Origin of the sequence: Micromonospora sp. NPDC048947 (assembly GCF_040649495.1) — a bacterium.
Classification (GTDB): domain Bacteria; phylum Actinomycetota; class Actinomycetes; order Mycobacteriales; family Micromonosporaceae; genus Micromonospora; species Micromonospora alfalfae.
This window is the reverse complement of the sequence record NZ_JBEZFO010000008.1, coordinates 129545-151524: the sequence shown is the minus strand read 5'-3', so window position 1 is coordinate 151524 and position 21980 is coordinate 129545. Positions and strand designations below refer to the sequence as shown.

The window sequence follows — 21980 nt, the reverse complement described above, 5'->3', positions numbered from 1 at the left end:
GGTGCTCCCCAGGTTTGCGGCGGATGCCCCGACGAGGGCGGCTCGATGAGCTTTCACAACCCGAAGATGCCCTGGTCGGAGCTGGAGCGGGTGCTCTCCGGGCGGGCCAGCGGCGGCGGCCGGTCGGGCGGCGGTCGGTCGCGCGAGGAGCGGCACCTGCACGTGGTGGACCCGCTCGCCGTGGACGCCGACGGCGGCGACTCCCCGGCCTGGAGCCGTAAGCGCCAGCAGTACGAGCCACCGGAGCTGACCCGCCCCGACGGCGTGGTGCCCTACGCGGAGCTGCACGCGCACACGAACTTCAGCTTCCTCGACGGCGCCAGCCACCCGGAGGAGCTGGCCGAGGAAGCGGCCCGGCTGGGGCTCACCGCGCTCGCCGTCACCGACCACGACGGCTTCTACGGGGTGGTCCGCTTCGCCGAGGCGGCTCGGACGCTGGGCCTGCCGACCATCTTCGGCGCGGAGCTGTCCCTCGGCCTGCCCGGCCCGCAGAACGGCGAGCCCGACCCGCACGGCGCGCACCTGCTGGTGCTCGCGCACGGCCACGAGGGGTACGCCCGGCTGGCCACCACCATCGCCCGCGCCCAGCTACGCGGCGGGGAGAAGGGCCGCCCGGATTACGGGGACCTGGAGGAGGTCGCCGCCGAGCTGCGTGACCATGTGCTGGTGCTGACCGGCTGCCGCAAGGGGCACGTGCCGGGGGCGCTGCTCACCGACGGGGTGGACGCGGCGGCCCGCGAGTTGGACAGGCTGACAGCGCTCTTCGGCGCGGAGACGGTGGCAGTGGAGCTGACCGACCACGGCCACCCCATCGACGCCGACCGTAACGACGCGCTCGCCGAGCTGGCCGCCGCGGCCGGGTTGCCGACGGTGGCCAGCAACAACGTGCACTACGCCAGCCCCGGCCGGCGTCGGCTGGCCACCACCGTCGCCGCGGTCCGGGCCCGACGCAGCCTGGACGAGATCGACGGCTGGTTGCCCGCGGCGGCCACCGCCCACCTGCGCAGCGGCGCGGAGATGGCGGCCCGGTTCGCCGCGTACCCGGGTGCGGTGGCGCGGGCCGCCGAGTTCGGCGCCGAGTTGGCCTTCGACCTTCAGCTCGTCGCGCCGCAGCTACCGGCGTACCCGGTGCCGCCGGGGCACACCGAGATGAGTTGGCTGCGGAAACTGACAGCTGACGGGGCGCACGAGCGCTACGGGCCGCCGCAGGCGCACCCGACGGCGTACGCGCAACTCGACCACGAACTGAACATGATCGAGGAACTGGGGTTCCCCGGCTACTTCCTGGTGGTCTACGACATCGTCACGTTCTGCCGTGACCAGGACATCTACTGCCAGGGTCGGGGTTCGGCGGCCAACTCGGCGGTCTGCTACGCGTTGCGGATCACCAATGTGGACGCGGTCCGGCACCAACTGCTCTTCGAGCGGTTCCTCGCCCCGGAACGGGACGGCCCACCCGACATCGACGTGGACATCGAGTCCGACCGCCGGGAGGAGGTGATCCAGCACGTCTACACCCGTTACGGCCGGGAGCACGCCGCCCAGGTCGCCAACGTCATCTCCTACCGGCCCCGGTCGGCAGTGCGGGACGTGGCCAAGGCGTTCGGCTACTCGCCGGGGCAGCAGGACGCCTGGAGCAAGCAGATCGACAGGTGGGGCTCGGTCGCCACTGTCGATGTCGAGAACATCCCCGAGCAGGTGGTGGAGTACGCGAACGAGTTGCAGACGTTCCCACGGCACCTGGGCATCCATTCCGGCGGCATGGTGATCTGCGACCGGCCGGTGATCGAGGTCTGCCCGGTGGAGTGGGGGCGGATGCCCGGGCGCAGCGTCCTGCAATGGGACAAGGACGACTGCGCCGCTGTGGGCCTGGTCAAGTTCGACCTGCTCGGCCTGGGCATGCTCTCCGCCCTGCACTACGGCTACGACATGATCGGGTCCCGGCTCGACCTGGGTGACATGACCCTGGACGACCCGGAGGTCTACGACATGCTTTGCCGGGCCGACTCGGTCGGGGTGTTCCAGGTGGAGAGCCGGGCCCAGATGGCCACCCTGCCCCGACTCAAGCCCCGCGAGTTCTACGACCTGGTGGTCGAGGTGGCGCTGATCCGCCCCGGTCCGATCCAGGGCGGTTCGGTGCACCCGTTCATCCGCCGCAAGAACGGTCAGGAGCCGGTGACCTTCGCGCACCCGCTGATGCGCAACGCCCTGGAGAAGACCCTTGGTGTGCCGTTGTTCCAGGAGCAGTTGATGCAGCTCGCCATCGACCTGGCCGGCTTCGACGCGGCCGAGGCCGACCAGTTGCGCCGGGCGATGGGCGCGAAACGGTCGGTCGAGCGGATGACCCGGATCGCCGATCGGCTCTATGCCGGCATGGCCGAGCGGGGCATCACCGGTGAGCTGGCCGACGACGTCTACCGCAAGCTCACCGCGTTCGCCAGCTACGGCTTCCCGGAGAGCCACGCGATGAGCTTCGCCTACCTGGTCTACGCCAGTTCCTGGCTCAAGCGTTACCACCCCGCGCCGTTCCTGGCCGCGCTGCTCAACGCCCAGCCGATGGGTTTCTACTCGCCGCAGACCCTGGTCGACGACGCCCGCCGGCACGGGGTGGAGGTCCGTCGTCCGGACATCAACGCCAGCGGGGCTCTGGCGGTGCTGGAGTCCACCCCGGAGACCCGGTGGGGTAGCGGGCCGGGGGAGCCGCCGCACGCGTGGGGGCTGGGCGGCCCCGCCGTCCGGCTCGGCCTGTCCAGTGTGCGGACCCTCGGCGTCGACGTGGCCGAACGGATCGAGGCCGAACGGGCCGCCGGCGGGCCGTACCGGGACATGCCGGATGTGGCCCGGCGGGTCGGTCTCACCGCCGCGCAGCTGGAGGCGTTGGCCACTGCGGACGCCTTCGCCTGTTTTGGGCTGACCCGGCGGCAGGCGCTGTGGGCCGCCGGCGCGGCGGCCCAGGACCGACCGGGTCGGCTGCCCGGCACTGTGACCGGCGCGGCGGCACCCACGCTGCCCGGGATGGAGGCGGTGGATCGGCTGGTCGCCGACGTGTGGTCCACCGGGCTGTCGCCGGAGAGCCATCCCGCCCGGTTCATCAGGGGGCAGCTCGACGTGCTCGGCGCGGTGCCGATCGCCCGGCTCGGCAGGGTGGAGCCGGGGCAGCGGATCCGGGTCGGTGGCATCGTCACCCACCGGCAACGCCCGGCGACGGCGGGCGGGGTCACCTTCCTCAACCTGGAGGACGAGACGGGGATGCTCAACGTCACCTGTTCGCCGGGGCTGTGGCAGCGCTACCGGCGGGTGGCGCGGACCAGCGCCGCGCTGGTGGTCCGGGGGCGGTTGCAGCGAAACGAGGGAGTGACCAACCTGATCGCCGACCGGCTGGACGCCATCGAGCCACCGGTGAGTCCGGCCTCCCGTGACTTCCGCTGATTCAGTGATCCACATTACGGTTTCCCGAGCCGTCGAGCGGGAGACTCGTCCCGAGCGGGCAGAGCGGCCCGTGATCCGTGAGGGGGAACGACAGTGACGGGAAATCACGCGTACACCGGTGGAATCGCCAACGCCCGGCGGACCCGACTGGGCACCGGCTGGGTGCCGTCGCACCTCGCCGACCCCCGCGAGTACGAGGTGACAAACGGTCCGGTGGCCAACGAGCGCCGGTCCCGGGCGGAGGACGAGGCCGAGGGCACCGAGGCCTGACCGGCCGCCGCCCCACGCACCGATCGGGCGTGTGGTGGGCGGCCCCCGCCACACGCCCGCACCACCACCGGGCCGGGTGACTAGGCTCGGCCGGGTGGAGCAGACCCCAGGCCGGTTCGCCGAGCCGCCGCTGACACCCCGCACCGCCGTGATCTGGTCGGTGCTCCGCGCCGAGCTGGACCGGCGCGGCGACGCCGAGCTCACAGTGCTGGACGTGGGCGGCGGCACCGGCGGTTTCGCCGTTCCGCTGGCCCGCGCCGGGCATCGGGTCACAGTCGTCGACGCCAGCCCCGACGCGCTCGCCGCGCTCACCCGCCGCGCCGCCGAGGCCGGGGTGGCCGACCGGATCGTCGCCGTGCAGGGCGACGGTGACGCCCTCGCCGGGCTGGTCGAGCCGGCCGGCGTCGACCTGGTGCTCTGCCACGCAGTCCTGGAGGTGGTCGACGACCCGACGCCGGTGGTGACCGCGCTGGCTACCGCGCTGCGCCCGGGTGGCGCGGCCAGTGTGCTGGTGGCCGGCCGGGCCGCCGCCGTGCTGGGCCGTGCGATGAACGGGCACCTGGACGTCGCGACCACCCTGGCCGCCGATCCGGCCGGCACCGCTGGCCCGCGCGACACGCTGCGCCGACGCTACGACGCCCCCGGCGCCGCCGCGCTGCTCGGCGCCGCCGGGCTGGTGGTCGAGGAGATCCACGGGGTACGCGTGCTGGCCGACCTGCTGCCGGCCGCTGTCGCCGATGGGCAGTCCGCCGCAGTGGTCGAGCTGGAACGTGCGCTGGCCGCTCAACCGCCGTACCGGGACCTCGCCGCCCAACTGCACCTGTTCGCCCGCCGGCCGGCATGACCGCCGAGGCCGGTGGCCGGCCGGCCCCGCTGGAGATCCTCGGGCCGGGCCACGGCGGGGGCCGCCTCGCCGACGTGCTGCCCAGCGCGCTGGCGGTGCTCGGGGTGCCCGGCTCGACCGACCCGCTGGGGCTCCGGCCCGCGCTGGCCGGGGTACGCCGGATCGCCGTGCTGCTCGTCGACGGGCTCGGCTGGTACCAGCTGCCGACCACGGCCCCGTACGCGCCGACCATCGCCGGGCTCGCCGCGACTGTGGCCCGGCCGCTCATCGCCGGTTTCCCGTCCACCACTCCGACCAGTCTGGTGTCGCTGGGCACCGGTGCCGCGCCGGGCGCGCACGGCGTGCTCGGCTTCACAGTGCGGGTGCCCGGCACCGATCGGGTGCTCACCCACACCGACTGGGCCGCCGATCCGTCGCCGCTGCGCTGGCAGCCGGTGCCCACCCAGTTGGAGCGGGCCCGCGCTGCCGGGGTGACGACGAGCGTGGTGAGTCGGCCGGAGTTCGGCGGCACCGGGTTGACGGTGGCAGCCAACCGAGGCGGCGACTTCCGGGGCGCCGCCGGCGGGGACGCGGTGGCCACCGCCATGCTGGCCGCGCTGGCCGCCGGGGCCGGGCCCACACTGGTCTCCGGCTACCACGCCGACCTGGACCGGCACGGCCACATCAGCGGCGTCGACTCGGCGCCCTGGCGGGTCGCCGCGACCGAGGTGGACGCCCTGGTGACCCGACTGGTCGACGGGCTGCCGCCGGACGCGGCGCTGCTGGTGACCGCCGACCACGGGCAGCTCGACATCCCTGCCGCGCACCGCTTCGACCTGGACACCGATCCGCGACTGCGCGCCGGCGTGCGGCTGGTGGCCGGCGAGGCCCGGGTGCGTTACCTGCACGTCGAGCCGGGCGCTGTCGACGACGTGCGGGCCGCCTGGTCGGAGGTTCTGGGTGCCACGGCCCGGGTACGCACCCGCGACGAGCTGGTGGCCACCGGCTGGTTCGGGCCGGTGGCCGAGGAGCACCTGGGCCGGATCGGCGACGTGGTGGCGATCTGCAACGACACGTACGCGGTCATGGCCAGTCGCACCGAGCGGCCGATGGCGTCGAAGTTGGTGGCCTACCACGGGTCGGACACCGCGGCGGAGCTGACAGTGCCGCTGATGGTCGTCCGGGGCTGACCCGCCGACGGTTCGGCCCGCTGGCCGATGGTGGTGTCGTACCTCCGGGTTAACCTGCCGGGATGGGCCGCAGCCAGTCGTTGCCCCGGGGCGACGATCCGCGCTTCGGGCCGGACGCCGACGACTCCGCCAGCCCGATCCTGCACGTCGACATGGACGCCTTCTTCGCCGCCGTCGAGGTGCGTCGTCGCCCCGAGCTGCGCGGCCGGCCGGTGATCGTCGGCGGTGTCGGCCCGCGCGGGGTGGTCAGCTCGGCCAGCTACGAGGCCCGCCGGTACGGCGTCCGCAGCGCGATGCCGACCAGTCAGGCCCGGGCCCGCTGCCCCCACGCGGTCTACCTGCCACCGGATTTTTCCGCCTACACGGCCGCCTCCCGGGCCGTCATGCAGATCTTCCGAGACGTCACGCCGCTGGTGGAGCCGCTCTCCCTCGACGAGGCGTTCCTCGACGTGACCGGCGCCCGTCGGCTCTTCGGCTCTCCGGCCACCATCGCCCGGCTGATCCGTCGCCGGGTCGCCGACGAGCAGGCGTTGACCTGCTCGGTCGGGGTGGCGCCGACCAAGTTCGTGGCCAAGCTGGGCTCCACCCGGGCCAAGCCGGACGGCCTGCTGGTCGTGCCCCCGGGGCAGGTGCTCGACTTCCTGCACCCGCTGCCGGTGGACGCCCTGTGGGGGGTGGGGGAGCGCGCCGCCGAGGCGCTACGCCGGCTCGGCCTGAGCACAGTCGGCGACCTCGCCGAGGCACCGGTGGGCATGCTCCGCCGAGCCGTCGGTGCCGCCTCGGCGTCGCACCTGCACGAGTTGGCCTGGGGGCGCGACCCGCGCGGGGTGAGCCCCGAGCACGTCGACAAGTCGATCGGCGCCGAGGTGACCTTCGACGTCGACGTGGCCGACCCGTTGGAGATCCGCCGCGCGTTGCTGGCGCTCAGCGCGAAGGTCGGTGTCCGGTTGCGCGGCTCCGAGCAGGTCGGGCGCACCGTCTCACTCAAGGTCCGGCTGGCCGACTTCCGCACCGTCAGTCGATCTCGCACCCTCGACGTTCCCACCGACACCGCCCGCGAGATGTTCGACACGGTCTGGGCGCTCTACACCGCGTTGGACCCCGGCGAGCGGATCCGACTCGTCGGTGTCCGGGTGGAAGGACTCGCCCCGTCGCAGGGCGCTCCCCGGCAACTCACCCTCGGCGCGCCCGAGCATGGCTGGCGCGAAGCGGAAGCTGCCGCGGACGCCGCCGCTGCCCGTTTCGGGCGGTCCGTCATAGGTCCGGCCAGTCTGATGGGCGACCGTTATCCCCGTCGAAACGAAAATCCACCCCGCCCATAGGTCGTCCCGCTTTCCGACGCGCGACCCCCCTCGTAGACTTGCGGGTAAGCAGCCGGTTGGCTGCCACGGTCTGTCGGCCCGAGTGGGCCCGACCAACGTGACCGGGGAGGAGTGCCGTGCCGCTCTCGGAGCACGAGCAGCGGCTGTTCGAGCAGATCGAGCGGTCGCTTGCCGAGGACCCCAAATTCGCCTCGGCCGTGCGCGCCAGCGATCCGCGCTTCCATGCGCGGCGTCGCCTGCTCGTCGCCGCCGGCGTCATCATCGCTGGCTTGGCTCTACTGGTCTATGGCGCGGTGATCAAGACTCCACCGCTGGCGGTGGCGGGCTTCGTCGTCATGCTGGCGTCGGCCGCGTTCGCGGTGCAGTCGCACCGGCGGGCGCAGTCACCCGACCTGCACGTGGTGGGCGGCACGACGAGTCGTCGTCGTCCCCGCGGTGGCCGATCCGGTCGCCGGTCGTCAATCCTGGACCGCATGGAGGACAGGTGGCGGCAGCGCCCGGAGGGGCACCGCTGAGCCGGTCCCGCCACTGAGGCGGGCCGTACGCCGCGACGAGCGGTCGCCGGGCACAGCCCCCGGCGACCTCCGTCGTATCCGCGCGCCCTTACCCGGTTCGCGTCCTCTGCGCTGCGCCTTCTTCCGCGTGATCGTGCTTGGTCCGTGGTCTTCTCCCGCGCCTTCTTTCGCGTGATCGTGCTTGGTCTGTGGCCTTCTCCCGCGCCCGCGCCCGGTCCGTGGCCTTCTCCCGCGCCTGCTCCCGCATGATCGTGCTCGATCCTGGAAGTAGTGGCATCGTGTGCGAGGGGAGGGGCCTCTTTCCTGGATCGAGCACGACCTTGGGCGGTCCCGGTAGTCGTTGAGCCGCTGCGCCCGATCGAATCCGCGCGGAACGACGTCGCCCCCGACCAGCGGCATGATCGACTCGAGTTCCGCGTGATCGGGGGGCACCCGGCCACCGGAGACCGCGACTTCACCGCGCCACTGCGCAGACCCGACGTCGCCCCGGTTTACGCCTCGCTCGGCCCGCGTGGTCTACGCCTCGCTCGGCCCGCGCGGCCTACGCCCTACTCGGCTACGCCTCATCCCGACACGGTGCCGCTGCGCCGGACCGGCGCACCCACCCCGGTGCACCCACCCCGGCCCGCCCATGATCACTTGACGAGGAGTAGCTGCCAGAAGCTCTGCAACTACTGACCATCAAGTGATGATGAGCGGCGGCGGGTGCGCCGGAGCGCTGGTGCCGGGGTGGGTGCGTTGGGTTTCGGTCAGCGTGCGGCCCGGTCGGCCAGCAGCCGACGAGGGTTCCACCGCAGCAGTCGGTACCGGGCCTGACCGGTGAGCGCCACCATCCGGCTGGACCTGTCGGCCATGGCGGTGCGCCAGCGCAGCAGCACCGAGGGTGGCAGCACGGCGGCGAGGAGGAGGGTCCGCCGGTCCGCCCGTGTCGCGAGCGCCGCACGGACCGCGCGTAGCGCTGGCAGCAGCCGCTCACCGGTCAGCGGATCCCGCGCGTAGCGGGCCCGCTCCTCCGCCCGGCCGAGCAGCCGCGCGGATCCGATCGCGTCGTCATCGTCGAGGGAGTCCCGGACAAGCCGGTCCGCTGTCGCCCTGGGCGTCTCGGTCGGATCGACCGGGACCCGGAAGTCCACAAGCGTGTCGAGCAGTTCGGCCCAGGCGGCGTGCGCGTCCGCGCGGGCCTGGTTGGCGTCCGCGCTGACCATCACCGGACGTGCCCCCGGCTCGGCGCCGCCGTCGACCCTCGCGGGGGCCATCGCCCCGCTCGCCGCGCGGCCACTGCGTCGGCGGCGCAGGGTCATCCGGCGCAGGGCGGGCACCGCGAGCAGCACCAGCAGGGCCACCAGGCCCGCTGCCCACCAGGGCCAGACCGGTGGCTGTTCGTTCGGCGTCGTCCCGCCGAGGGAGAGCCCGTCGTCGGTGTCCCGGTCGGCGTTGTCCTGGCCGGTCGGCTCCGTCGAGGTGCCCGGGTCCGTCGGGGCGCTCGTGGCGTCGCTGCTCGGGCTGGGCGCCTCCGGCGCGTCAGTGTCCGGTGCCCAGGCTGACCGGGTGGAGCCGGGCACCCCGTACGCCGGGGTGGCGTCGAACGGCACCCAACCAGCCCCGTCGAAGTAGACCTCGGTCCAGGCGTGCAGGTTGAGGTTGGTCAGCGTGAAGGTGTCGCCGTCGCGCTTGCTGCCGTTGGTGAACCCGAACGCCACCCGGGCCGGAATGCCGGCCGAGCGGACCAGCCAGGCCATCGCGGCGGCGTACTGCTGGCAGTAGCCCACCTTGTTGGTCAAGAAGTTGACGATGTCCTGACCGCTGCTGCCGCTCTCGGTGCTCAACCGGTAGCTGAAGCCGTTGTCCGCCGAAAAGTGCCGGTAGATCGACAGCACCCGGTCGTAGTCCGTGCGCTTGCCCTGGATCAGCTCTTTGACCAGCTCTTCCACCTCCGGCACGGGCCCGGGGGTGGCGGTCATCTGTCGGCGTACGGGGTGCTCGGTCGGCAGTGACCGCGCGGCCCGCAACGCCTCAGGCGTGAAGGTGGAGCGGACGTAGTCGAAGGAGTACTTCCGACCGCGGGAGTTCTCCCGGTTGGAGAAGACGACCTGCTGGGTGGTGTCGTAGAGCCAGTTGTCGCTGAGGTCGTCGGCGCGGGTCGGCTCGGCGTACACCGGCATCAGCGACATGCTCAGGCTCTTGGTGACCTCGACGGTCGCCCGGTAGGTGGTCTGCTGCACGCCTGGACCGGCCCGGTCGGCCGGGTTCGGCAGGTCCCTGTTGACCGACCGGCCGCTGGGGTTGCGCGCCTGGAAACCAGCGGGGCGAAGCTCGTCGGCGACCGCGTAACGCAGGTAGAACGGGTTCTGCTCGGACGTCTTCACCTTCACCAGGTCGGCTACCTGGGACTGGTTGAGTTGGCCGGCGAGCGAGGCGAACAGGTCGATCCGACCCGACGTGCCGCCCGAGCCGGACCCGTTGCCGGTGCCGTTGCCCGGCCCTCGGCTGAGCGAGTCGAGCAGCCCGCCGGTCATGCCGGGCACCGCCAGCGGCAGCACCACCGCCAGCGCCACCCCGACCGCCGCGAGCCGGCGGCCGGCGGAGGCCAGCGGAGAGGCCTCCCACACGTCGACGTCGCGGCCATCACCGGTGAACCGGCGCCCGAAGCGACGGACCCGGTCGACGTTGTCGGTGACCAGCAGCCAGAGGTAACCGGCGGCGCCCACCACGAACGGCACCGCGGGGACGCTGTCCACGTAGACGGCGACCGGCACCGAGTAGATGGCGAGCATCGGCAGCCCCGCCAGCGCGGGCCGGCGCAGCCCAACGGCCAGTACGTTCACCAGCACGGCGACTCCGCCGACGCCGAGCACGGCGATGAACAGCAGCGGGTCAGTGTCCGGGACCTCGACCCCGTACGAGCGCATGTCCTGCATGGAGCCGGCGAGCAGGTCGCCGAAGTACGCGAACGTGCCCGGGGTGGGCAGGATCGCGAGCAGTTCCTGGCCGCTGGGGAACAACCAGGTCAGGGCGAGCATCAGGCCGGCCAGCATGCCCAGCACCTGACCCCACAGCGGTGCCCGGGCGAGGCGGGTCAGCGCGGCCACCCCGGCCACCACGGCGACCGCGATGATGGACTCGATCAACCACGTCCAGCCCTGGAAGATGGCCGACAGCGGCGCGGCGGCCAGCAGCGTGGCAGCGGCCGCCACCATGCCGATGTTCCGACTGCTGATCATGAGGGGAGCCTTCCGTTCATCGCACACCGCCGGCGACCGTCTCGGCCAGCGCGGCCCGCAGGGCGAACCCCTGGGCGCCCCGACCGACCTGCGGCCACAGCGCCGGCAGCCGGCCGCCGTGGTCGACGCCGACCACCCGCCAGCCACTCTGCAACATGGCCAGGACGGCGGCGGCGTGGGCGTGCTCCGCCTCGGCCCGCGCCTTCTCCGGCAGGCTGAGCCAGGTGGAGCTGTTCAGCAGGAAGCCGACGCAGGTGGCGCCGTTGCCCCGCAGCCCGGCCAGCAGCTCCGCCTCGGCGACGCTGACAGTGCCGAACAGGCCGATGATCAGACCGCCGTCGGCGCGTTGACGGACCCGCTGCACGAGGCCGGTGACCTCGGCGCGCTGATCCAGTCGGACCTCAGCGAGGTGGTCGAGCAGCGCGCCGTCCCCGCCGGCCTCCGAGGCGTCCACATCTGCGCCCGAGCCGGTGACCAGGCGCAACTTGTAACCGGCCTGCCGCAGGTGGACGGCGATGCTCGCGGCGGCCGACACCGACCACTCGAAACTGGCAGTCGGCCCCTCACCCCGGTGGCCGTACGCCCGGGTGTCCAGGACGACTGTGGCCCGGCTCTCCCACGGTTGCTCCTCGCGGCGCACCATCAGCTCACCGGTGCGGGCGGTGGACTTCCAGTGCACCCGGCGCAGGTCGTCGCCGCGCCGGTACTCCCGGGTCGCCGCGTCGTCCTCGCCGTGCACCGCCACCGAGCGTGCCCGGCTGTCGCCGCTGCCCGCGTACTCCCCTGGGAGCCGGACCGACGGCAGCGGGGTGACCTGCGGGATGACCGTCAGGTGATCGGTGCTGGGGAAGGAGCGGGTGAGTTCACAGAGGCCGAACGGGTCGGTCATCCGGACGACCAGCGGGCCCACGTCGTAGCGGCCCCGAACGTCGGCCCGCACCGTGTACGCCACGGAGCTGGCCTGGTGCGCGCCGAGCCGCTCCAACACCACCCGGGGCCGGCTGCCCAGCGCGTAGGGCAGCCGGTCCTCCAGGAGCAGGGTGCCGGTCGGCAGCCGGGAGAGGTTCTGTAGGCGCAGCACCACCCGGGAGTTGGCGCCGACCGGAACCCGGTGCGGGTCCAGCGAACGGTTGCAGGCCAGCTTGTAGCGGCTCCGCCCGACGTAGGCGGCGGCCAGCAACGGCAGGATGGCCAACAGCACAGCCACCCGGAGCAGGTCCTTCTCGCCGAGGATGCCGGCCGAGATCGCCGCCGCGACCGCAGCGGCGAGGAAGGACCGCCCGCGGGTGGTCAGCCCGCGTAGCCCGGCACGCACGTCATGGCCTCCGCGGCTCGTAGGGTGCGCGACCGTTGCCGGTGGCGGGTGGCCGGGTGTCGTACGGGTTGCGCTGCCTGTCGTGTGGCAGCGGCAGGCGGTGCACCAGCTCGGAGACGATCGCGTCGGTGGTGCGCCGGGCGAGCTGCGCGTCGGCGGTCGGGATGATCCGGTGGGCCAGCACCGGCACCGCCAGGGCCTGCAGATCGTCGGGGAGGACATAGTCGCGGCCCTCCAGGGCGGCGACCGCCCGGGCGGTGCGCAACAGTTGCAGGGTCGCCCGGGGGGACGCGCCGAGCCGCAGGTCGGGGGCCTCGCGGGTGGCGGTGACCAGGTCGATCGCGTACTGCTTGACCGCGTCCGCCACGTGCACCTGCCGGACGGTGGCGATCAACTGCCGGACGATGGCCGCGTCGGAGACCGCGCGCAGCTCGTGCAGCGGGTCGGTGGCGCCGTGCCCGTCGAGCATGGCCAGCTCGGCGTTGGAGTCCGGGTAACCCATCGCGATGCGGGCGGTGAACCGGTCGCGCTGCGCCTCGGGCAGCGGGTAGGTCCCCTCCATCTCGATCGGGTTCTGGGTGGCGATCACCATGAACGGGGTCTGGAGCTGGTACGTCACCCCGTCGACGGTGACCTGCCGCTCCTCCATGCACTCCAGCAACGCCGACTGGGTCTTCGGCGAGGCCCGGTTGATCTCGTCGCCGACCACCAGGTTGGCGAACACGGCGCCGGGGCGGAACTCGAAGTCGTGCGTCTCCTGGTTGTAGACGCTGACCCCGGTGACGTCGCTGGGCAGCAGGTCGGGGGTGAACTGGATCCGTCGGACCGTGCAGTCGATGGACCGCGCGAGGGCCTTGGCAAGCTTGGTCTTGCCGACACCCGGGACGTCTTCGATCAGGAGGTGACCCTCGGCGAGCAGGACGGCCAGGGCGAGCCGCACGGTGGCGGTCTTACCCTCGATGACCTGCTCGATGTTGGCCACGATGGCCTCGCTGGCGGCGCGGAACTCGTCGTGCGGCAACAGGCCGCCCACCTCGTCCCAGGTCTGTTGTGTCACGGGCCTCCTCCTCGTCGCCGTCACGGCAGCTCTCTAGAGAGCACCTGGACCCGCCGTTGGGTTCGCGACGTCGAGCCTCGTTTGCCGCAGGAATCTCACTAGTCTCTCAGGCTAACCATGTTTGTCGTTATCGCCGACCCCCGCAGGTAGTCCGTCGGTTACGCACCGATATTCGCCGACTCGGGGGAACGGCTTCGACAGCGCCCGGGGGCCGGCAGGGCGAACCATGGAAGAGGTACACTGCGGGGCATGGCCGGAGTCTTCCTGCTTCTTACCGGGCCGTGCTGATGCGCTGAACCCAGCGACAGCACGGCGGCCCCTCCTGCGCGAGGGGCTTTTTTGTGCCCGCCGCCGGCCCGGCCCGGTGGTGCCGAGACGAAGCGAAGCGAAGCGAGGAGAGACGATGAGTGAGGCAGCCGCACCGGCGGGCGACATTCCCCCGTTCCGGTACACAGCGGCCCTGGCCGACGAGATCGAGATTCGTTGGCAGGACATTTGGGCGCGCGAGGGCACCTTCCACGCACCGAACCCGACCGGCCCGCTGGCCGACCCGACCCACCCACGCGCCGGCGCGGAGAAGCTGTACGTGCTGGACATGTTCCCGTACCCGTCCGGAGCGGGCCTGCACGTCGGCCACCCGCTGGGCTACATCGGCACCGACTGCTACGCCCGCTACCAGCGGATGGCCGGTCGCAACGTGCTGCACGCGATGGGCTTCGACGCGTTCGGCCTGCCCGCCGAGCAGTACGCGGTGCAGACCGGCACCCACCCCCGGACCACCACCGTCGCGAACATCGAGCGGTACAAGGCGCAGCTGCGCCGGCTGGGGCTGGCGCACGACGAGCGCCGTTCGGTGGCCACCATCGACACCGACTTCTACCGCTGGACCCAGTGGATCTTCCTGCAGATCTTCAACTCCTGGTACGACAGCGACGCCGGCCGGGCCCGTCCGATCGCTGAGCTGATCGCCGAGTTCGAGGGCGGCAACCGGCCCACCACGGACGGCCGCGCCTGGGCCGAGCTGAGCGTCGCCGAGCGCCGCCAGGTCGTCGACGACCACCGCCTGGCGTACGTCTCGCAGGCGCCGGTGAACTGGTGCCCGGGCCTGGGCACCGTGCTGGCCAACGAGGAGGTCACCGCCGACGGCCGTTCCGAGCGGGGCAACTTCCCGGTCTTCAAGCGCAACCTGAAGCAGTGGATGATGCGGATCACCGCGTACGGTGACCGGCTGCTGGACGACCTGGACAGCCTGGACTGGCCCGAGCCGATCAAGCTGATGCAGCGCAACTGGATCGGCCGTTCCACCGGTGCCCACGTGGACTTCCCGACCAGCGCGGCACCGGTGCGGGTGTTCACGACCCGCCCGGACACCGTCTTCGGCGCCACCTACATGGTGCTGGCGCCCGAGCACGAGCTGGTCGACACGCTGGCGTCAGCCAGCTGGCCGGACGGGACGAGGGACGCCTGGACCGGCGGGCACGCCAGCCCCCGGGAGGCGGTCGAGGCGTACCGCAAGGCGGCAGCGGCCAAGACCGACGTCGAGCGGCAGTCCGACACGAAGGAGAAGACCGGCGTCTTCATCGGCGCGTACGCCACCAACCCGGTCACCGGTGGGCAGATCCCGATCTTCATCGCCGACTACGTGCTGGCCGGCTACGGCACCGGCGCGATCATGGCGGTGCCGGCGCAGGACGAGCGGGACTGGGCGTTCGCCGAGGTCTTCGAGCTGCCCATCGTCCGTACCGTGCAGCCGGCGGAGGGCTTCGACGGCAAGGCGTACACAGGGGACGGCCCGGCGATCAACAGCGCCGCGCCCGAGCGCGGCCTGGACCTGAACGGGCTGGGGGTCGCCGACGCCAAGGCGGCGATCATCGCCTGGCTGGAGGCGAACGGGCACGGCACCGGGGCGGTGACCTACCGGCTGCGCGACTGGCTGTTCTCCCGGCAGCGTTACTGGGGCGAACCGTTCCCGATCGTCTACGACGAGACCGGCGCGGCCATCGCCCTGCCGGAGGAGATGCTGCCGGTCGAGCTGCCGGAGGTGGACGACTTCTCCCCGAAGACGTTCGACGCCGACGACGCCAACAGCAACCCGGAGACGCCGCTGTCACGGCGGCGCGACTGGGTCGAGGTCGAACTGGACCTGGGTGACGGGCCGAAGCGCTACACCCGGGAAACCAACGTGATGCCGCAGTGGGCCGGCTCCTGCTGGTACGAGCTGCGCTACCTGGACCCGACGAACAGCGAGCGGTTCGTCGACGCGGAGAACGAGCGGTACTGGATGGGCCCGCGCGCCGACAGTGACTGCGGGGGCACCGACCTGTACGTCGGTGGCGCCGAGCACGCCGTGCTGCACCTGCTGTACGCGCGGTTCTGGCACAAGGTGCTGTTCGACCTGGGGCACGTGTCGTCGTTCGAGCCGTTCCGCAAGCTGTTCAACCAGGGCATGATCCAGGCGTACGCGTACACCGACTCGCGCGGCAGCTACGTGCAGGCCGAGGAGGTCTTCGAGCGCGACGGCGCCTACTACCTGGGTGACCTGGCGGTCAACCGCGAGTACGGCAAGATGGGCAAGTCGCTGAAGAACGTGGTGACCCCCGACGACATGTGCGCCGCCTACGGCGCGGACACCTTCCGGGTGTACGAGATGTCGATGGGCCCGCTGGAGGTCTCCCGCCCCTGGGAGACCCGTGCGGTGGTCGGCTCGTACCGGTTCCTGCAACGGGTGTGGCGGGCCGTCGTCGACGAGCAGACGGGCGCCCTGCGAATCACCGAGGACCCGGCCGACGAGGCGACCCGCCGGCTGCTGCACAAGGTGATCGACGGGGTCCGCGGCGACATGGACGGCATCCGGTTCAACACCGCCATCGCCAAGCTGATCGAGCTGACCAACGGGCTGACCCGACTGTCGGCCACGCCCCGCGAGGTGGCCGAGCCGCTGGTGCTGATGGTGGCGCCGTTCGCCCCGCACATGGCCGAGGAGCTGTGGCGCAAGCTGGGCCACGACACCTCGCTGACGTACGCCGACTTCCCGACCGCCGACCCGGCGCTGCTGGTGGCCGACACGGTGACGTACCCGGTGCAGGTGAACGGCAAGGTCCGTGGCCGCGTCGAGGTCCCCGCCGACGCCTCCGAGGAGAGCGTCCGCGCGGCGGCGCTGGACGCGGTGGCGGCGACCCTGGGTGGCAAGGAGCCCCGCAAGGTCATCGTGGTCAAGGGCCGGATGGTTTCGGTGGTCGCCTAACCCCCGCACGCGCCTTGCCCGCCCCCACCCCGCGATCTTGCAGTTTCGGTTTGGTTTTTGTCCCTTATATCCGGTGATGCGGGGACAGAAACTGCAAGATCGCGGGAGTGGGGGGTGGGGTTAGACGGGCATGGTGCGACGGCGGCGACGTTCTGCTCGCCACCACTGGTGGATGAGCACCAGGCTGGCGATCAGGCCGAGGCTGGCCGGGGCCGCGGCGTACCAGTTGACGTGGCCGGGGGAGCTGACCGCCGCGCCGATCGCCGCGTAGCCGAAGGCGGTCGGCGCGGACGCGATCACGCTGCCGGCCAGGAACGGCAGCACTCGGGCGCCGGTCGTGCCGTAGCCGTAGCTGACCAGGCCGAAGCCGGCGATCGGCAGCAGCCGGACGGTGACCACACCGAGCACGCTCTGCCGGGCGAACCAGCCGTCGAGGCGGGCCAGGCGACCGCGGACCCGCTCGGCGACAAACTCCCGACCGAGCAACCGGCCGACAGTGAACCCGATCGCCGCCGCCACCAGCGCCGCGCCCAGGGCGTACGTGGCGCCCTCCAGCGGGCCGAAGATCGCACCTGCGGCGAGCGTGATGAAGGTCCGGGGCACCAGCGCGACAAGCAGCAGCGCACCACCGAGGATCGCCGCCACCGGGGCGAGGTCGCCCAGCCGGTCGGCGACCAGCGGCAACTGCGCCGGATCCGGCCGGGGCACCAGCAGCAGGAGTAACCCGCACCCGCCGATCAGGAGCAGGAGCAGCGCGAACCGGGCGGCCGACGGCTGCCGGAGCAGCCGCCGGACGGCACGGATCATGCCCGGGCGGCGGCCACCGCGGAGCGGCGCTCGTTGCGGAGCCGGTCCGACCATGTGTCGTCCAACGGCGGGAGCTGGTGTGCCCCGGTGGCCCAGCGCAGCAGCAGGTCGGCCAGGGCCGGGTTGCGCGCCAGCGCCGGCCCGTGCGAGTAGGTGCCCAGCAGCTTGCCGCGCCACGCGCCCTCGGTGGCACCGTCGTTGCCCACCCCGGCGGTGACCCGGGCCAGCGGGGAGACCTCCGGACCGAGGTGGGTACGACCGCCGTGGTTCTCGAAACCGGTCAGCGGCGGCAGGCCGAGCCGGGGGTCGATCTCACCGGCCAGCTCGCCCACGGCCCGGCTCTCGCCCCGGTCGGACCGCAGGTCGAGCAGCTCCAGCCCGCGGCACTGCACACCCTTGGCGAAGAACGAGGTGCCGAGGAGCTGGTAGCCGGCGCAGACGCCGAACACCACCGAGCCCTGCGCGACGGCGCGGTGCAGGCCGCCGTCGGCCAGCAGCCGCTGGGCGCCGAGCGCCTGCGGGCCGTCCTCGCCGCCACCGACCAGGTAGATGTCGGCGGTCGCGGGCAGCCGCTCGTCGGAGCGGACCTCCAGCACCTCGACCGGCATCCCGCGCTGACGGGCCCGCCGGGCGAGGATCAGGGCGTTGCCCCGGTCTCCGTAGGTGGAGAGCAGGTCGGGGTAGATCCAGACGATGCGCAGACTCTCAGATGACACGGTCCAACTCCGCTCGGATGTCCTGGAACGCGGTGTAGTTCGCGATGACCTCCAGCCGGCCGGGCGGGACCGACCGGAGTGCGTCGTCGAACGTGCGGACGTGCTGGAACGGCACGTCGTTGACGTCCAGTCGAACCGCCAGGTCGTATGCCCGGTCGCCGGTGATCAACACCTGCCGGCCTCGGAGCGGGGCGAAGTCGACGTCGTAGAGCCAGGAGGTGTCCAGACCGTCGGGATCGCGCGCGTTGATGGAGAGCAGTGTCGGCGCGTCGTCGGCCATGTCGAACGCCTCCAGCCAACTGGCCGGGTTCTTGGCCAGCAGCAGCCGGATGTTGCGCCCGTCCTTGTCGACCTGTGCGTAGCGGCCGGCCACCGAGGTGACGATGCCGAGGCGGGACACCGCGTCAACCGGGCGGACGCCGAACTCGGCGGCCACCGCCAGCGCGGTCGCCGCGTTGCCGAGGTTGACCTTGCCGGGCAGTTGGAGGGAGACCTTGTGCCAGGCGCCGGTGGGGTCGAGCACGCCCTCGTCCTCGACGACCCAGTGCGGCTCCGGTCGGCGTAGCGGGCAGCCGGTGCACCACCACTGCTCGCCGGAGCGCTGGATGGTGGAGCCGCACTCCGGGCAGACCCAGGAGTCGTCATGCCAGCGTTGGCCGGCACTGAACCACGTCACGTGCGGCGGGTTGATGCCCCGGGCGGGGTCACCCGGTGGGGTAGCGGCCCACACGACCAGCGGGTCGTCGGCGTTGGCCACCACCCGTACGTCGGTGTGCCGGACCAGCGCCGCGCGCCAGAGCTGCGCCATCATGGCGACCTCCTTGGCGCGGTCGAGCTGGTCGCGGGAGAGGTTCAGCAGCGCGACAACGTGCGGCTCGGTCGCCTCCAGCACCTGCGCGAGGTAGTGCTCGTCGACCTCCAGCACCGCGTACGGGGTGCTGCCGGCCTTGGCCAGCGCCGAGGTGTGCCCGCTGGGCATGTTGGCGCCGAACGAGTTGGTGGCGACCCGGCCGAGCACGCCGACAGCGGCGGAGGTCAGTCGGGTGGTGGTGGTCTTGCCGTTGGTGCCGGAGACGAGCGCGATCGCGCGCCCGGCCGACAGGTGGGCCAGCAGGTCCGGATCGATCTTCAGGCCGATCCACCCGCCGATCACTGAACCGTCGCCACGGCCGGCCGCCCGGGAGAGCGCCGCGGCGGTCCGTGACACGGAGCTGGCCACCTTGGCCCGTAGGGGCATTTTCGCGTCCGTCACGCGAGCGAGGTTACCGGACCGCCGACCTCACCAGATCGCCGCCGACGGGGAACCGTTCGGCAGTGGTGGCTGCGCGGGCGGCCGGGTCGGCCTCCCCCGGACGGAGTCGATCTATGTCGGAAAGCGGACCACGCCGAGGCGCGGCCGAAGCCCTCCACTCCGCTCCACCCCTTGTGACGTGCGGTTTTGTCCCCGAGTCAGGCGCGCCACGCGGGCGAATTTGGTTGCGGGTGGAGGGAAGTGGAGTAGAGTGGGGACCAATGGTGAGGCCGGGAGGGCTCACCGGCCCGGGGGGTCAGCGGCGCCGCGAACGCCGCTCAGGGGCGAGGGGGTTGGGCCGATGTTTCTCGGCACCCACACTCCGCGCCTGGACGAAAAGGGCCGGTTGATCCTTCCGGCCAAGTTCCGGGATGAGCTGGCGGGGGGTGTCGTGGTCACTAAAGGGCAGGAGCGCTGCCTCTACGTCTTCCCGACCCCTGAGTTCCAGCGGATCGCGGAGCAGTTGCGCGCACAGCCGATGACCCACAAGGCGGCCCGGGCCTACAGCCGGGTCTTCTTCGCCAGCGCGCACGACGAGGTTCCGGACAAGCAGGGTCGGGTGACCATTCCGGCTCACCTGCGGGCCTATGCCGCGCTGGACCGCGAGTTGGTGGTGATCGGCGCGAGCACGCGGGTGGAGATCTGGGACAAGGTCGCCTGGGAGACCTACCTCGCCGAGAGCGAAGACGACTTCGCCGACATCGAGGAGGGGGTGCTGCCCGGCGGTCTGTAGGGCGGTAACGGCGCCCGACGTACTGCGAGATCTCCAGCCGCTTTCGAGTTCCTGGCATCACTTCCCCGGTGCCAGGCGCACGATCCAGTCATTGGGCGACGGTCCGGTGTCAGGCGGGAGCGGATGGGGATCTGGCGGTACGACGGCAGCGCCGTCCGACGACAGGCGCACGAGAAGAACGGACGTTTCAACCAGTGGGGGTCATCATGGGGGAGTTGCGCGGCACGCACGTGCCGGTGCTGCTCGAGCGGTGTCTCGAGCTGCTGGCCCCCGCGCTGGGTCGAGGCGGCCGGACGGTCTACGTCGACGCGACGCTCGGTCTGGCCGGGCACGCGGAGGCGGTGCTCGAGGCGCATCCGGAAACGGTCCTGATCGGGCTCGACCGGGACACCGAGGCGCTCGCTCACGCGCGGGTCCGGCTGGCCCGGTTCGCCGATCGGGTGCACCTGGAGCACGCCGTCTACGACGAGTTGCCGGACGTGCTGGACCGGCTGGGCTATCCGGCCATCGACGGCATCCTGTTCGACCTGGGCGTCTCGTCGTTGCAGTTGGACGCGCCCGACCGAGGGTTCGCGTACGCCCAGGACGCGCCGTTGGACATGCGGATGGACCAGACCCGGGGGGTGACCGCCGAAGAGGTGGTCAACACGTACGCGCATCCGGACCTGGCCCGGGTGTTGCGGGTCTACGGCGAGGAGAAGTTCGCCGGTCGGATCGCCTCGGCGATCATCCGGCAGCGGGAGCGGGCCCGGATCACCTCGTCCGCGCTGCTGGCGGAGCTGGTTCGGGACTCCATCCCGGCACCAGCCCGACGAACGGGTGGGCACCCGGCAAAGAGAACGTTTCAGGCTTTACGGATCGAGGTAAACAGAGAGCTGGCAGCGCTGGAGACAGCGTTGCCATCCGCACTCGACGCACTGACAGTGGGCGGTCGCATGGTGGTTCTGTCCTACCACTCGCTGGAGGACAGGCTCACCAAGGCGGCCCTCACGGACCGGGTCCGCAGTAAGGGCCCGATTGACCTCCCGGTCGAGCTTCCCGGGTCCGGTCCGACGTTCCGGCTGCTCAGCCGGGGCGCCGAACTGCCGGGGGAGGCGGAGGTCGCCGCGAACCCGCGGGCCGCCTCGGTGCGGCTGCGGGCCGCGGAGCGACTCGACCCGAACGCGACAGAGCACTGGCGGACCGACCGCGAACGGTCTCGCCGACGGGTGAAGGGAATGCACCAACCGGGCACGGGGTCCGCCTGATCCGTGGGGGGTCAGGGGCACCGGGACGGCTAGAGGGACGGACGTTGAGGGGGAGGGACATGAGCATTGACAAGCGCGACCGCCGGGACGTCACCGGCGGCGGGCAGCGCGCACCGCGGTCGGGGGGCCGGATCGCGGCGGAGCGGGCTCCGCGCCTCGGAAACGGTACGCCACGCATCGATCGAACGAATCGGCAGGGGGAGACTCGCGCCCGGGGGGCGCGCGAGTTCCCGACTCAGGGCAGCGCCGCGCTGCGACCGGTCGAGAAGACCGCCAGCGCCACCAGCGCCCGGCCGCCGCGGCTGCGGGTGGCGCCGCCGCCGCCGATCTCGGTGCCGCGTGCTCCGTTCGCGGCGCTGATCGTGGTGCTCGTGGTCGGCGGGGTGCTGGGCATCCTGGCGGTCAACACCAAGATCAATGAGAACGCGTTCCGGCTTGAGCGGTTGCAGCAGCAGCAGGCTCGACTGGACCTGGAGAAGCAGCAACTGGACAAGCAGATCGCCGAGTCCAAGGCGCCGGGCAACCTGACCGCCGAGGCGCGCCGGCTGGGCCTGGTCGACGCGGGCGAGCCCGGCTACATCCGGCTGCCGGACGGCAAGACCATCGGCGTGCCCCAGCCGGCGACCGGCGAGCCGTCGGTGACCAGCCAGGGTGCGGGAGGCTGACCGGTGCCACCAAGGTCGGACGAGCCGCGCCGGGGCCCGACGGGGGGCCGGCGCGGGTGGTGCAGAGGCCCGCCCCCCCCCCCCGGCGCGCCCCCCCCCGCGGGCCCCGGCGGCGGGGGGGGCGGCGGGGCCCCG

General features: G+C 72.3%; 15 protein-coding genes and 1 pseudogene. 10 read left to right on the top strand and 6 right to left on the bottom strand.

Annotated elements, in window-relative coordinates; genetic code table 11:
• The first annotated feature begins 45 nt into the window (after nt 1-45).
• The 6 genes from AB0B98_RS14195 to AB0B98_RS14170 all read left to right on the top strand — a co-directional run bounded on the left by AB0B98_RS14195 (nt 46) and on the right by AB0B98_RS14170 (nt 7549).
• The gene (locus AB0B98_RS14195; protein ID WP_357362898.1) at nt 46-3429 is read left to right on the top strand and encodes an error-prone DNA polymerase; all 3384 of its coding nucleotides are present in this window, start codon (nt 46-48) and stop codon (nt 3427-3429) included.
• A 93-nt stretch (nt 3430-3522) separates the two neighbouring features.
• A complete protein-coding gene (locus AB0B98_RS14190; protein WP_167492956.1) occupies nt 3523-3699 on the top strand; it encodes a hypothetical protein in 177 nt (58 codons plus the stop codon).
• Nucleotides 3700-3775: 76 nt separating this feature from the next.
• Nucleotides 3776-4543, top strand: coding sequence for a methyltransferase domain-containing protein (locus tag AB0B98_RS14185; RefSeq protein WP_357362897.1), 768 nt, complete (start codon nt 3776-3778; stop codon nt 4541-4543).
• On the top strand, nt 4540-5712 hold the full coding sequence (locus AB0B98_RS14180) for a nucleotide pyrophosphatase/phosphodiesterase family protein (protein WP_357362895.1): 1173 nt from the start codon (nt 4540-4542) through the stop codon (nt 5710-5712). The genes AB0B98_RS14185 and AB0B98_RS14180 overlap by 4 nt, the downstream gene beginning before the upstream one ends.
• A 62-nt stretch (nt 5713-5774) precedes the next feature.
• Complete coding sequence (locus AB0B98_RS14175; RefSeq protein ID WP_357362893.1) at nt 5775-7034, top strand: DNA polymerase IV; 1260 nt, start codon at nt 5775-5777, stop codon at nt 7032-7034.
• A gap of 116 nt (nt 7035-7150) precedes the next feature.
• Complete coding sequence (locus tag AB0B98_RS14170; RefSeq protein WP_030334542.1) at nt 7151-7549, top strand: DUF3040 domain-containing protein; 399 nt, start codon at nt 7151-7153, stop codon at nt 7547-7549.
• Nucleotides 7550-8298: 749 nt separating this feature from the next.
• Here the strand turns inward: AB0B98_RS14170 and AB0B98_RS14165 are convergent.
• From AB0B98_RS14165 to AB0B98_RS14155, 3 genes are read right to left on the bottom strand one after another with little or no spacing between them, the layout of a single operon-like run.
• Nucleotides 8299-10770, bottom strand: a complete 2472-nt coding sequence (locus AB0B98_RS14165) for a DUF3488 and transglutaminase-like domain-containing protein (RefSeq protein WP_357362891.1) — start codon at nt 10768-10770, stop codon at nt 8299-8301.
• A 16-nt stretch (nt 10771-10786) separates the two neighbouring features.
• Nucleotides 10787-12085, bottom strand: a complete 1299-nt coding sequence (locus tag AB0B98_RS14160; protein WP_210785716.1) for a DUF58 domain-containing protein — start codon at nt 12083-12085, stop codon at nt 10787-10789.
• A gap of 1 nt (nt 12086) precedes the next feature.
• Nucleotides 12087-13142: a MoxR family ATPase gene (locus AB0B98_RS14155; protein ID WP_091407670.1), complete on the bottom strand. Its 1056-nt coding sequence runs from the start codon at nt 13140-13142 to the stop codon at nt 12087-12089.
• A 403-nt stretch (nt 13143-13545) separates the two neighbouring features.
• Here AB0B98_RS14155 and leuS point away from each other — a divergent pair, with 403 nt between their 5' ends.
• Entirely contained in the window at nt 13546-16386 is a 2841-nt protein-coding gene (gene leuS, locus AB0B98_RS14150; protein ID WP_357362890.1) for a leucine--tRNA ligase, read from the top strand.
• 120 nt (nt 16387-16506) lie between these two features.
• On the opposite strand, the gene AB0B98_RS14145 is transcribed toward leuS, so the two are convergent.
• From AB0B98_RS14145 to AB0B98_RS14135, 3 genes are read right to left on the bottom strand one after another with little or no spacing between them, the layout of a single operon-like run.
• Nucleotides 16507-17193 carry a VTT domain-containing protein gene (locus tag AB0B98_RS14145; protein ID WP_238667389.1) on the bottom strand — a complete coding sequence of 229 codons (687 nt, stop codon included), beginning with the start codon at nt 17191-17193 and terminating at the stop codon, nt 16507-16509.
• Nucleotides 17190-17909 (bottom strand): glutamine amidotransferase, encoded by a 720-nt coding sequence (locus AB0B98_RS14140; protein ID WP_091407683.1) that lies wholly within the window; start codon nt 17907-17909, stop codon nt 17190-17192. The genes AB0B98_RS14145 and AB0B98_RS14140 overlap by 4 nt, the downstream gene beginning before the upstream one ends.
• On the bottom strand, nt 17899-19146 hold the full coding sequence (locus tag AB0B98_RS14135) for a MurT ligase domain-containing protein (RefSeq protein ID WP_091407686.1): 1248 nt from the start codon (nt 19144-19146) through the stop codon (nt 17899-17901). Before AB0B98_RS14135 ends, AB0B98_RS14140 begins: the two co-directional genes overlap by 11 nt.
• Nucleotides 19147-19501: 355 nt before the next feature.
• Between AB0B98_RS14135 and mraZ the strand changes: the two genes are divergently transcribed.
• The 3 genes and pseudogenes from mraZ (at nt 19502) to AB0B98_RS14120 (ending at nt 21845) form a co-directional block, all read left to right on the top strand.
• Nucleotides 19502-19933, top strand: a complete 432-nt coding sequence (mraZ, locus tag AB0B98_RS14130; protein WP_030488958.1) for a division/cell wall cluster transcriptional repressor MraZ — start codon at nt 19502-19504, stop codon at nt 19931-19933.
• 206 nt (nt 19934-20139) lie between these two features.
• Nucleotides 20140-21250 (top strand): annotated as a pseudogene (gene rsmH, locus AB0B98_RS14125) (16S rRNA (cytosine(1402)-N(4))-methyltransferase RsmH).
• On the top strand, nt 21240-21845 hold the full coding sequence (locus AB0B98_RS14120; RefSeq protein WP_238667388.1) for a hypothetical protein: 606 nt from the start codon (nt 21240-21242) through the stop codon (nt 21843-21845). Before rsmH ends, AB0B98_RS14120 begins: the two are co-directional and overlap by 11 nt.
• Nucleotides 21846-21980: the final 135 nt, after the last annotated feature.

Coding starts and splice junctions, on each gene's coding strand:
- leuS (WP_357362890.1), top strand. CDS start 13,546: ATGAGTGAGGCAGCCGCACCGGCGGGCGACATTCCCCCGTTCCGGTAC.
- AB0B98_RS14175 (WP_357362893.1), top strand. CDS start 5,775: ATGGGCCGCAGCCAGTCGTTGCCCCGGGGCGACGATCCGCGCTTCGGG.
- mraZ (WP_030488958.1), top strand. CDS start 19,502: ATGTTTCTCGGCACCCACACTCCGCGCCTGGACGAAAAGGGCCGGTTG.
- AB0B98_RS14120 (WP_238667388.1), top strand. CDS start 21,240: ATGAGCATTGACAAGCGCGACCGCCGGGACGTCACCGGCGGCGGGCAG.
- AB0B98_RS14195 (WP_357362898.1), top strand. CDS start 46: ATGAGCTTTCACAACCCGAAGATGCCCTGGTCGGAGCTGGAGCGGGTG.
- AB0B98_RS14135 (WP_091407686.1), bottom strand. CDS start 19,146: ATGCCCCTACGGGCCAAGGTGGCCAGCTCCGTGTCACGGACCGCCGCG.
- AB0B98_RS14145 (WP_238667389.1), bottom strand. CDS start 17,193: ATGATCCGTGCCGTCCGGCGGCTGCTCCGGCAGCCGTCGGCCGCCCGG.
- AB0B98_RS14180 (WP_357362895.1), top strand. CDS start 4,540: ATGACCGCCGAGGCCGGTGGCCGGCCGGCCCCGCTGGAGATCCTCGGG.
- AB0B98_RS14165 (WP_357362891.1), bottom strand. CDS start 10,770: ATGATCAGCAGTCGGAACATCGGCATGGTGGCGGCCGCTGCCACGCTG.